General features: G+C 70.9%; 12 protein-coding genes. 3 read left to right on the top strand and 9 right to left on the bottom strand.

Annotated features, from left to right (window positions below):
* Positions 1-611, top strand: a 611-nt coding sequence (locus tag IJH84_RS27545; protein ID WP_295150779.1) for a metal ABC transporter permease, incomplete at its 5' end; no start/stop codon positions are given.
* A gap of 52 nt (positions 612-663) precedes the next feature.
* Positions 664-1,152, top strand: coding sequence for an ion channel (locus IJH84_RS27540; protein WP_295150777.1), 489 nt, complete (start codon positions 664-666; stop codon positions 1,150-1,152).
* 13 nt (positions 1,153-1,165) lie between these two features.
* On the opposite strand, the gene IJH84_RS27535 is transcribed toward IJH84_RS27540, so the two are convergent.
* From IJH84_RS27535 to IJH84_RS27510, 6 genes are all read right to left on the bottom strand, one after another.
* Positions 1,166-2,446 (bottom strand): hypothetical protein, encoded by a 1,281-nt coding sequence (locus IJH84_RS27535; protein WP_295150775.1) that lies wholly within the window; start codon positions 2,444-2,446, stop codon positions 1,166-1,168.
* 54 nt (positions 2,447-2,500) lie between these two features.
* A complete protein-coding gene (locus IJH84_RS27530) occupies positions 2,501-2,968 on the bottom strand; it encodes a GNAT family N-acetyltransferase (RefSeq protein ID WP_200068308.1) in 468 nt (155 codons plus the stop codon).
* Positions 2,969-3,012: 44 nt separating this feature from the next.
* Positions 3,013-4,446 (bottom strand): MBOAT family protein, encoded by a 1,434-nt coding sequence (locus IJH84_RS27525; protein ID WP_200068307.1) that lies wholly within the window; start codon positions 4,444-4,446, stop codon positions 3,013-3,015.
* Positions 4,447-4,737: 291 nt separating this feature from the next.
* The gene (gene rlmB / locus IJH84_RS27520) at positions 4,738-5,694 is read right to left on the bottom strand and encodes a 23S rRNA (guanosine(2251)-2'-O)-methyltransferase RlmB (RefSeq protein WP_295150771.1); all 957 of its coding nucleotides are present in this window, start codon (positions 5,692-5,694) and stop codon (positions 4,738-4,740) included.
* Positions 5,695-5,701: 7 nt separating this feature from the next.
* Complete coding sequence (gene cysS / locus IJH84_RS27515) at positions 5,702-7,096, bottom strand: cysteine--tRNA ligase (protein ID WP_295150769.1); 1,395 nt, start codon at positions 7,094-7,096, stop codon at positions 5,702-5,704.
* An 86-nt stretch (positions 7,097-7,182) separates the two neighbouring features.
* Positions 7,183-7,890, bottom strand: a complete 708-nt coding sequence (locus IJH84_RS27510; RefSeq protein ID WP_295150767.1) for an HAD family hydrolase — start codon at positions 7,888-7,890, stop codon at positions 7,183-7,185.
* Positions 7,891-8,024: 134 nt separating this feature from the next.
* Between IJH84_RS27510 and IJH84_RS27505 the strand changes: the two genes are divergently transcribed.
* Entirely contained in the window at positions 8,025-9,947 is a 1,923-nt protein-coding gene (locus tag IJH84_RS27505; RefSeq protein ID WP_295150765.1) for an NACHT domain-containing NTPase, read from the top strand.
* Positions 9,948-9,950: 3 nt separating this feature from the next.
* Here IJH84_RS27505 and IJH84_RS27500 read toward each other — a convergent pair whose 3' ends face one another.
* The 3 genes from IJH84_RS27500 to IJH84_RS27490 all read right to left on the bottom strand — a co-directional run.
* Complete coding sequence (locus IJH84_RS27500) at positions 9,951-10,151, bottom strand: hypothetical protein (RefSeq protein ID WP_200068302.1); 201 nt, start codon at positions 10,149-10,151, stop codon at positions 9,951-9,953.
* Positions 10,152-10,253: 102 nt separating this feature from the next.
* Positions 10,254-10,745, bottom strand: a complete 492-nt coding sequence (gene ispF / locus IJH84_RS27495; protein ID WP_295150762.1) for a 2-C-methyl-D-erythritol 2,4-cyclodiphosphate synthase — start codon at positions 10,743-10,745, stop codon at positions 10,254-10,256.
* A partial coding sequence (locus tag IJH84_RS27490) for a 2-C-methyl-D-erythritol 4-phosphate cytidylyltransferase (RefSeq protein WP_295150760.1) occupies positions 10,742-11,096 on the bottom strand: 355 nt, incomplete at its 5' end. The genes IJH84_RS27490 and ispF, both read right to left, overlap by 4 nt.

The raw sequence follows: 11,096 nt of genomic DNA, 5'->3' as shown, positions 1-11,096 counted from the left end.
TGCTGCTCGGCCTGCTCGGGCAGCGCGGCGGTGAGCGGGACTCGGTGATCGGCGCGATCCTCTCGTTCGGGCTGGGTCTGGGCGTGCTGCTGCTGTGGATGAACCCGGAGCGCACCGCGAACAAGTTCAGCCTGCTGGTGGGCCAGATCGTGGGCGTGGACTCCGCCGACGTCGCGCTGCTGACCGGCAGCGCCGCGGTGGTGCTGGTGGCGCTCGCGGTGGTGTACCGGCCGCTGCTGTTCGCTAGCGTCGACCCGGACGTGGCGGCTGCGCGCGGAGTTCCCGCCCGGATGCTCACCCCGCTGTTCGCGGTGCTGGTCGGGGTGGCCACGGCGCTCGGGGTCTACACGGTGGGCGCGCTGCTGGTGCTCGCGCTGATGGTCACGCCGGGTGCCGCGGCGGCGCGGGTGACGGCGAGCCCGCTACTGGCGACGGTGCTGGCGGTGGTGTTCGCGGAGTTCGCGGTGCTCGGCGGCATCGTGCTGTCGCTGGCTCCGGGGGCGCCGGTGAGCGCGTTCGTGACGATCTTGTCGTTCGTGATCTATCTGGTGTGCAGGCTGGTCGGCGGCGCTCGGCTGCGCCGGGTGGCGCACGCACCGGCCGCGGCCTGAGCCGCCCGGGACGTCGCTGGCGGTCTCCCGCTACCGCGCCCACGCTGGACCGGTGTTCTCACCGGAGCCGAGCGGACGGACCCTGCTGGTCGGTGCGCTGACGAACGTCGGCGCGATCGCCGCAGGCACGGCGGTGTACTTCGCGCTGCCGCTTGGCGTGTTCGGCAAGTCCGGCACGTGGGCGTTCGTCGCGCTGTTCGCGCTGGGGCTGGCGCTGGTGTCGGCGGCGATCGTGCGGCAGGTGCGGCGCTTCCGCTCCGGCGCGGCCAGGTTGACCGGGGTGCTCACTTCGCTGTACCTGGCGGTGCTGTTCTTCGCGGCCGTCTACTTCGGACTGTCCGCGCACTGGCCGGGGTCGGTGGTGCAGCTGCGCACGAAGGTCGACGCGCTGTACTTCGCGCTGTCGATCACCAGCACGGTCGGGTTCGGCGACGTGCACGCCGCCGGGCAGCTGCCGCGCGCGGTGGTGGGCGTGCACCTGATGTTCAACCTCGGCTTCCTGGGGGTAGCCGTGCACGCGGTCCGCTCCGCCCGCTGCTGACCCGCCGCCCGGATCAACGCGGGTTCGCGGCGAGGACCGCGCCGATCCGGTCGGCGACGGCCGGATCGAGCAGGTCGTAGCGGCCGCCGGAGACGAACCGCTCGGACAGCTCGAACGTCACCACCTCGCCTTCGGCCAGGAACTCGCCCATCTCCCGCGGCCGGGCAGGCACGTCTTCGGCGTGCGCGATGCCGATGTCGGTGAACGTCGCGGCCAGGTACGGGCTGGCGAACTGGCTGAACGAGTCCCCGATCATCCGCGTCGGCTGCCGGATCATGCCCGGCTTCGGCGGCGAGTGCAGCTGCAGCGGCCGGTGGAAATCACTGGGCCGGAATCGGGTGTTGTCCGCGCTGCCGTCCGGGGCCAGCGAATATGCCTGGATCGGCACGGTGCGCTGCTGCCCGAGCAGGTCGGGGATGTCCGCGGTGTGCGGGTACTGCCTGCTGGGCGCGACCTTCCAACCGTCGGTCACGCCGGGCTGCAGGCGCTCGCCGAGCTGGTAGGCCATCGTGATGCCGCCCTCGTGGGTCCAGTGCGTGTCGATGTCGTGGTAGATCGGCCGCCCGTTGCGCTCGGCGGCTTCCCGCAGCGGTTCCCGCATGTCCACTGCACCGGTGGCCTGCGGCACGCGCCGCCAGAACTCCTGCCGCGCGCGCGTGGCGCAGTCCTCGCCCGCGTAGTTCTCCGGCAGGTTCCCCGGGTACATCGTGGATTTGTCCGGCGCGATCACCAGTTGGAACCGCCGCCCGGAGGCTTCGACCACCTGCCGCCACCGTTGCAGGCCGCTGATCACCTGCTTCAGGTCGCGCCGCGCGGTGCACGGGTACGACACGTCGTGCCCGAGGTACAGCCAGCCCGCGTCACCCTCGATGACCTTGGGGAACACGTTCTCGTCCAGCGGCGGGCGCGGCTGCTGGTCGCTTCCGGTGCCGATCGGCGAGCTGTGCGAGCCGTTGTCCAACCGGGCGGGTTCACCGAACACGCCCTGGCTGATGCCGTGCACCGAACGCACCGCCGCACCGCGGAACGGCAGGTTCTCCGCCGCCCACGGCCCGAGGCCGGTGAGGAAGCCCCAGCCCTCGGTGATGCTCGGGAACTCCGCGGGCGGCCGGTTCTCCAACTGCTCCGCGCGTGCCCCGAACACCCAGGTCGTCACCGGTGCGGTCAGGAACAGCAGCGCGCACAGCAGGGCCGTGAGCTGCCGCCGCCCGTGCCGCGGCCGGTGCAGCGGGTGCTCCCGCGGCAGCCACGACTCGTGCACCGCAGGTAATTCCGTGGGGTCCGTCCTCGACACGATGTTCACGCTAGCGGGCGGCCGCGTCCCGACGTGGGCACTTCACCGCGCTCGTCAGGGGTGCACGAGCAGGAGCAGGTCGGAACGGCTCCCGTCGGGTTCAGCAATGGCGGCGGGCAGGGTCCGTTCCACCACGAAGCCCTCCGACTCGTAGAGCGCCAGCGCCCGCGCATTGCTCGGTTTCACGTCGAGCCACACCCTGCTCGCCTGATAGCGCTGGTGGGCCCGGTCCACCAGCAGCCGCAGCAACCGCCGCCCGGTCCCGGAACCGCGGGCGTGCTCGGCGACCACGATCCTGCGCAGCTCGATCACGCGGTCCTGCCTGCTCAACCCGGCCAGCACCGCGAAACCGGCGGGGCCGTCGCGGGTTTCGGCGAGCAGATGTTCCTGATCGGAGTCCGCCAACGCCTTCGCGTGCCATTCCCGGCTGGTGTCGCCGAGCCATCGGGACGTGCCGTCGTCGAGTTCCATCTCCGCGACAGCGGCCAGCTCGTGCTCGGCGGTGGGGCGCAGATCGAGCATGCGGGCACGGTACTGGGCGAAGTCCGGGCGTTCCGGAGCATTCGTCAGAACTGGTAGTACAAGAACGGGCTGAACGCACCGGTGGCCACCAGCAGCCCGGAGTACGCCAGCCCCACCGTCATGACCCCGATGCGCAGCGCGTTCGCCTGCCTGGTGCGGACGGATTCGAGGAACGGCCCGGTCCCGGTCGTCGCGGGCAGCGCCACCACGACCAACGCGACCAGCAGGAAGAACATCCGCTGGTGCGTGACCGAAGCGGCGACGATGTCGGTCAGCCCGGACAGGTCGGGCACCAGCATGTGCCCGAGCATCGTTCCCGCGGTGCCCAGATCAGGTGCCCGGAAGAACACCCACCCGACGACGATCAGCAGCAGCGTCAAGGCGCGGCGGCCCAGCTGCGCCGCCCACTCCTCCGGCGCGCGGTCGTAACCTGTGGCGCGCTCGACGACCAGCAGCAGCCCGTGGAACAGGCCCCACACCAGGTAGGTCCACGCCGCCCCGTGCCAGAACCCGGTGAGCACGAAGACGATCGTCAGGTTCCGGTAGGTGCGGCCCACTCCGCGCCGGTTGCCGCCCAGCGGGATGTACACGTAGTCGCGGAACCAGCGGGACAACGACATGTGCCAGCGCCGCCAGAACTCGGTGATGGTCACCGAGGAGTACGGGCGCGCGAAGTTCTCGGGAAGCTTGAACCCCAGCATCCGGCCGAGCCCGATCGCCATGTCCGAGTATCCGGAGAAGTCGAAGTACAGCTGCACCGCGTAGCCGATCGCCCCGAGCCACGCCACCGCGAAGGTCATCTCCGAGCCCGGCGTGGCGAAGCAGGCGTCGACCATCGGCGCCAGCGTGTCGGCGACCACGACCTTCTTCGTCAGCCCCCACGCGAACCGGGGGAAACCGGCGGCGATGTCGTCCAGCCGGTGCGTGCGCGGCTGCGGCAGCTGATCGGCGATCTCCCGGTAGCGCACGATCGGACCGGCCACCAGCTGCGGGAACATCGCGATGTAGGTGACGAACGCGACCGGGTTGCGCAGCGCGGGCCGCTCACCGCGGTACACGTCCACGACGTAGGAGATGTGGTGGAACGTGTAGAACGAGATCCCGATCGGCAGTGCCAGCTGCAGCACCGGCAGGTCCGCGCCGAACCAGCCGCCCAGCGTCGCGATCTGCTGCGTGGCGAAGCCCGCGTACTTCCACAGCACCAGGACCAGCAGGTTGAACGAGACCGCGCCGATCAGCAGCCACCTGCGGCGCTGCGCGTCCAACCGCCATTCGTCCGGTTCCAGGCCGCGCCCGGCGAAGTAGTTGACCACCACGCACGCCAGCAGCAGCAACGTCGTGCCGCCTGCGCCGCTGGCGTAGAACACCAGGCTCGCGGCGGCGACGATCCCGTTGCGCGCGGTGCGCGGGGCGAGCAGCACGGCCGCCAGCACGACCGGCAGGAACAACCACAGGAACAGCGGAGTGGAGAAGTACATCGGTGCGCCGGCCTCGCGTTGCCGGGAGGCCTGGCCTCCCCGTTCGTCTCCGCCGGACTCTAGTGCAGGCGAGTCCCCGGATTCTGCGGAACGGCGCGATCCGATTCGCGCGCGGCGCAGCTACCGGCACCCGCCCCAGCGGCCCGCCCACCCCGCTTCGCCAGGAGTGAACGGACCGTTCGACCAATCTATTCGGACCAACAGTCCGTTCGCTCGGAAACTCCGGGTGCTCGTGAGCGAGCGGATCCGGCGGGGCGCACCCCGATCAGCGCCAGCGGCTCGGCACGCTGCTCAGCGCCTCCGGCGGCGAGCCACCTCGGAGAGCACGACCCCGGCCGCGACCGAGGCGTTCAACGACTCGACCTCGCTGAACATCGGGATGGACACCGTCTGATCGCAGGTGTCCCGCACCAGCCGGGAAAGCCCGCGGCCCTCCGAGCCGACCACCACGACCAGCGGCCGGGTCGCCAGCTCCAGCTCGTCGGAGCTGATGTCGGAGTCCGCGTCCAGCCCGACCACCATCAGGCCCTCGGACTTGAGGTCCTTGAGCGTGCGGGTGAGGTTCACCGCCATCGCCACCGGCAGCTTCGCCGCCGCCCCGGCGCTGGTGCGCCAGGCGACCGCGGTGATCCCGGCGCTGCGCCGCTGCGGCAGGATCACCCCGTGCGCGCCGAACGCGGCCGCGGAACGGATCACCGCACCCAGGTTGCGCGGATCGGTCACCCCGTCCAGCGCGACCAGCAGCGGCGGCCGGCCGGAATCCACGGCGGTGCGGAGCACGTCGTCGGTGTGCGCGTACTTGTACGGCGGCACCTGCAGCGCCATGCCCTGGTGCAACGCGCCACCGGTCATCCGGTCCAGCTCGGTGCGCGGCACCTCGACGACCGAGATGCCGCGGTCGCCTGCACGCTGCACCGCTTCTTTCACGCGGTCGTCCGCGTCGATGCCGTACGCCACGTACAGCCCGGTGGAGGGAACCTCCGCGCGCAGGCATTCCGCGACCGGGTTGCGGCCCGCGATCAGCTCCGGCTGCTCCCGCTGTTCCCGCTGCTTGCGCTGCTGGAACTCGGACTTCGCCTTGGCCGAGTCGACCCGCTGCTTGGCGGGGTGGCTGACCCGGTTCTTCGCCTTGGGCGTGGGGCCCTTGCCTTCCAGCCCCTTGCGACGCTGGCCGCCGGAGCCCTTCACCATGCCCTTCTTGGTGCCGGGCTTGCGGGTCGCCCCGCGGCGCTTGTCGTTGCCTGCCAACGTTGTCTCACCCGTCCTTGAGTGTCCACAGCGGACCGTCGGGGGTGTCCTCGACGGCGACGCCGGAAGCCAGCAGCCGGTCCCGCAACAGGTCGGCGGTGGCGAAGTCGCGTTCCGCCCGCGCTTTCTGCCGCTGCTCCAGCAGGCCGTCCACCAGCTCGGTCAGTGCTCGCCGCGCCGCGTCGTCGGCGCCGGAATCCTCGGCCCACTGCGGCGAGAGCGGGTCCAGGCCGAGCACATCGGTCATCGTGCGCACCGAGGCCGCCGCCGTGCGCGCCGCGGCGTCGTCACCGGCGTCCAGCGCCGCGTTGCCGTCGCGGATCGTGGTGTGCACCGCGGCGATCGCCTGCGGCGTGGACAGGTCGTCGTCCATCGCCGCGGCGAACTCCGGCCGGACCTCGCCGTGCTCGACGCTGCCGGTGCGCTGCTCGACGCGGTGCAGGAACGACTCGATCCGGCGGTAGGTGGTGCTCGCCTCGGTCAGCCCTTCCTCGGAGAACTCGACGGTCGAGCGGTAGTGCGGGCCGACCAGGTAGTACCGCAGCTCGCTGGCCCTGGCGCGTTCCAGCACCGCCGGGATGGTCAGCATGTTGCCGAGCGACTTCGACATCTTCTCGCCGCTCATCGTCACCCAGGCGTTGTGCATCCAGTACCGGGCGAAGGGGTCGCCGGCCGCGTTGGACTGGGCGAGTTCGTTCTCGTGGTGCGGGAACACCAGGTCCAGCCCGCCGCCGTGGATGTCGAACTCGCTGCCCAGGTAGCTGGTCGCCATCGCGGAGCACTCCAGGTGCCAGCCCGGCCGCCCCTCGCCCCACGGCGTGGGCCAGCTCGGTTCGCCGGGCTTGGCGGCCTTCCAGAGCGTGAAGTCGCGCGGATCCCGCTTGCCTGCGGCCGCGACCTCGCCCTGCTGCACCTCGTCGAGGCGCTGCCCGGACAACCTGCCGTACTCCTCGCTCCAGGAGGACACCGAGAAGTACACGTCGCCGCCGGTGGCGTACGCGTGCCCCTTGTCGATCAACCGCTCGATGAGCTCGGACATCTGCCCGATGTGCCCGGTGGCGCGCGGCAACGCCGACGGGGGCAGGCAGCCGAGCTGGTCGTAGGCGTGCTCGAAGGCCCGCTCGTGGGTGGCCGCCCACTCCCACCACGGACGTCCGGCCTCGGCCGCCTTGTTGATGATCTTGTCGTCGATGTCCGTGACGTTGCGGATCAGCCGCACGTCGTAACCGGTGTGCCGCAGCCAGCGGCGCAGCACGTCGAAGTTGAGCCCGCTGCGCACGTGGCCGACGTGCGGCACGCCCTGCACAGTCGCCCCACAGACGTAGATCGACGCCACTCCGCCGCAGCGCGGGTGGAATTCGCGCGTCGTCCGGGTCGCGGTGTCATGCAGGTGCAGGCTCACGATCCCGATGGTACGGGGCCAGCCTGATCGCGAACCACGACAGGGGTCGGCGCGTCAAGACCGGCCAGCGGAATTTCCGCCCGGCCTCAACCCTCGCGGACCGGTTCGGCCTGCGCACCGTGCGCGGCGACCGCCTTGAGCAGCGCATCCGGCCGGTCCTCGGTCGGCAGCGGGGGCACGATCTCGACGGCGCAGCCGATCTGCGCGGCGCCGCCGTCGGCCTCCTCGCTGTCGCCGATCATCAGCGCCTCCTCCGGCGCCACGTCCAGCCGCGCGCAGGCGAGCCGGAACAGCTCGGCGTCCGGCTTGATCACGCCTTCGACGTAGGACATCAGGTACTCGTCGACGAGGTCGAGCACGCCCAGCTCGGCGAACGCGGGCCGGATGTCGAAGGCGATGTTGCTGATCACCGCGATCCGCACGCCCTGTTCCCGCAGGTTGCGCAGCACCTGGGCGGTGTCCGGATACGGCGTCCAGGACAGCGGGTCGACCAGCCGCGAGTACAACCCCTCGGCCTGCTCCGGCGTGCTGATCCCGGACAGCCGCAGCACCTCGAGGTTCGACTTGCGGTGCATCTCCGGGTCGAGGTCCCGGTGGTACCAGGCGTGCTGGTACTCGGGCTCCATCACCGCCACGTTGCCGGACGGGGCGGTGAGCTTGCGCAGCACCTCGGTCTGCGCCTCCAGGTCCAGCGGGGTACCGCTGCCGTCGGTGAGATCGGCCAGCCAGGACTCGTCCTGCTCCAACCGGAACAACGTGCCGGAGAAGTCGAAGAACACCGCGCGCAAGGTCACCGGCCCAGCGTACGTGCGGGCCGGAGCGCACCGCCGGAACCTGCGGCCGATCTCACTGCGCAACGGCGACCGGACACGAGGTGACCGCACTCTCCGCTACCCTTCGATCACAGCACCGGCTGCCGAAGGCGACCATGGCGCACTCGCACAACGAGTTCCACGGCAATGCCAAGCACGTTGTCCAGGCGGAACGCATCGACAACGTGCACATCACGCAGGTTCCCGATGATCCGCTGAGCGAGCCCCAGGAAGCCCTCGCGCACGCCGTCGAACTGCAATGGCGCGAAGAAGCGGCCAAGCGCAGGCTGTTCGACCCGGCACCGCTGGCGGTGTCCTGGCACGCGGTCGACGGAGACCTGGCCGACCACGCGCGCAACACCGGCGCACCGATCTCCGGCAGCAGCGACCGGATCAGCACCCTGGTGCGGGCCTTCCGGGAGACGCCGGAACGCCGCCTGGTCCTGCTCGGCGACGGCGGCTCCGGCAAGACCACGCTCGCGCTGCTGTTGCTGCTCGGGCTGCTGAAGGAGCGCGCGCCGGGTGATCCGGTGCCGGTGCTGCAGTCGATCAGCTCGTGGAACTCCGCCGGTGAGCACGTGCACACCTGGCTGGCCCGGCGGCTGGCGGAGGACTACCCGGACCTCGGTGATCAAGGGCCGGACACCGTGCAGCGCCTGCTCGGCACCGGTCGCGTGCTGCCGATCCTGGACGGCTTGGACGAGTTGCCCGGCCCTCGGCGGGAGCTGGCGATCACGACGTTGAACCGCTCGCTGAACGCCGACGCCCCCTTCGTGCTGACCAGTCGCACCGCGGAGTACGAGGCAGCGGTCCGCAAGGCCGATGTGCTGCGGTCCGCGGCGGTGGTGCAGGTCGAGCCGGTCGGCGTCGACGTGGTCATCGACTACCTGTCCGCGGCCGTCTCGCCGCAGCGGACGAACTCGTGGCGGCGGGTGTTCATGCATTTGCGGGAGCACCCGGACGGACCGCTGGCCCAAGCCCTCGGATCGCCGTTCATGGCCTCGCTGCTGCGCAACGTTCATGCGCCGCGGCGGTACGCACCGGTGCACCTGACCGAGCTGGCGACCCGTAGCGAGGTGGACGAGCACCTGCTGGACGACCTGGTGCGGCACGCCTACGAGGAGCCATCGGCGCAGGCGCACGATCCCCGAAAGGCCCCGCAGTGGCTTCGGTTCCTGGCCGGCACTCCGCACACCGGCAACAAGCACGGTGTCGGCAATCCCGACCTGGCGTGGTGGGAGCTGCAATTCGCGGTGCCGCGTTGGCTCTACCCGGTTTCCGGCGGAATCGTCTTCGCCGTGGCACTGGGTGCGTGCTGGGCGGGCGCGGGCAACCCGGTGGAACTGTTCGACCCGGTCCTCGCCGTCGGCTCGCTCGTAGTGACCTTCCTGATCTTCATGGGCCGCTTCAGCATCGCCGCTGTGGAAGGCAAAGCCCCGAAGTCGACGCTGCGGCGCACCGGACGCCGACCTGTCACCGACCTCGCCCGGAGAATCGCGCGAGTGTGCGCGGCGATGGTCGCGGTCTCCGCGGCGATGCTGCTGACGGGAGGCGCGGCGATCCAGTTCCTGCTCGGCGCGAGCAACTCCCGGAACGGCCGATCCCGGGCGACCTGGCACTGGCTGACCCGCGGCGGCGGCATCTACAGCACCTCGTGGGAGGCGACCACTCCCGCTACTTCGTTGCGCGACGACCGGACCGCCACCCTGATCCCGGCGTTGACCTTCCTCGTGCTCGGGAAACTGCCGACGCTCGTGCTCTTGGCGCTGGGGCCGATGCCCCCGGACGAAGCGTGGCCGGTCACCACCGCAGGGCTGACCGACCTCATCGGGACGGTGCTGTGCATCGGAACGCTGACGGAATCAGCATGGTGGTACTTCGTGATCGCCCGCGGCTGGCTGGCGATGCGCGGCAAGATCCCGCTGCGGCTGATGCGGTTCCTCGACGACGCGCGGGAGCGCGAACTGCTCCGGCAATCCGGAGCCGTGTACCAGTTCCGGCACGCGCAGCTGAAGGAGCACATCAAGCAGAAGTGGTGATGCTCAGCATCGGCTCGCCCGGTCGCGGTGCATGGGCGCGAGGATTCCGAACACGCAGCACGCGGTGCTGATCCACAGGACCAGCGCGGCCAAGGCGAGCGCGGCGGGCCCGCCGCCCGCCCACAGCAGCAATGCGCACGGCCAGGCGATCAGCGGCTGTCCGACCACTGCCCGGCGCACCCAGCGGTTCTGTCCGATCACCATGCGTCGAGCATGAACCGGATGCGGGCGGCGCGGCCAGGGTGCGCACCCCGAGCTTTCCCGGACTTGTCCCCGCGATCCCCCGGCGTTAACCGGGCGCGCAGGTCAAGCGGCCGGGAAGAGCAACGCGGTGGCGATCGCGGCGATGCCTTCCCCGCGGCCGGTCAGCCCGAGCCCGTCACTGGTGGTTCCGGAAACCGACACCGGCGCGCCGAGCACCTCGGAAAGCACCCGCTGCGCCTCCTCGCGGCGCTTGCCGATCCGCGGCGCGTTGCCGATCACCTGGACCACGGCGTTGCCGACCTGGAAACCGGCCGCGGTGATCCGCGAGCGCGCTTCGGTCAGCAGCTCCGAACCGTGCGCGCCGGACCACCGCTGGTCGCCGGTGCCGAACACGGCACCGAGATCTCCGAGCCCGGCCGCGGAAAGCAGCGCGTCGCACAGCGCGTGCGCTGCGACATCACCGTCCGAATGTCCGCTGCACCCGTCGACGCCGGGCCAGTGCAGCCCGGCCACCCAGCACTCGCGTCCCGCTTCCACCGGATGCACGTCGACGCCCTGCCCGATCCGGGGAACCGGGCCGGACGGTGCGTTCACCGGGGATCTCCGATCGGTTCGGCCGCGAGCACCGACTCGGCGATCGCCAGGTCGAACGCGGTGGTGATCTTCAAGGCGTGTGGATGGCCCGCAACGGTGCGCACCACACCACCGATCCGCTCGACCAGCCCGGCGTCGTCGGTGGCGGAGTCATCGGCCGCGGCGTACGCGGCGCGCAGCACGTCGATCTCGAAGCCCTGCGGGGTCTGCACGCTGCGCAGCCGGGAACGGTCCACGGTCGCGCTGACCACCTCGTCGGCGTCGACCTGCTTGATCGTGTCGCTGACCGGCAGCACCGGAACGACCGCGGAGGCACCGCCGCGAACGGCGTCGGCCACCTCGCGGATCACC

Origin of the sequence: Saccharopolyspora sp. (assembly GCF_017434145.1) — a bacterium.
Lineage (GTDB): Bacteria > Actinomycetota > Actinomycetes > Mycobacteriales > Pseudonocardiaceae > Saccharopolyspora_C > Saccharopolyspora_C galaxeae.
Note: the sequence above shows the minus strand (reverse complement) of the source record. Positions and strands in the feature narration are given on the sequence as shown.

Coding starts and splice junctions, on each gene's coding strand:
- IJH84_RS27530 (WP_200068308.1), bottom strand. CDS start 2,968: ATGCTCGATCTGCGCCCCACCGCCGAGCACGAGCTGGCCGCTGTCGCG.
- IJH84_RS27525 (WP_200068307.1), bottom strand. CDS start 4,446: ATGTACTTCTCCACTCCGCTGTTCCTGTGGTTGTTCCTGCCGGTCGTG.
- IJH84_RS27505 (WP_295150765.1), top strand. CDS start 8,025: ATGGCGCACTCGCACAACGAGTTCCACGGCAATGCCAAGCACGTTGTC.
- IJH84_RS27500 (WP_200068302.1), bottom strand. CDS start 10,151: ATGGTGATCGGACAGAACCGCTGGGTGCGCCGGGCAGTGGTCGGACAG.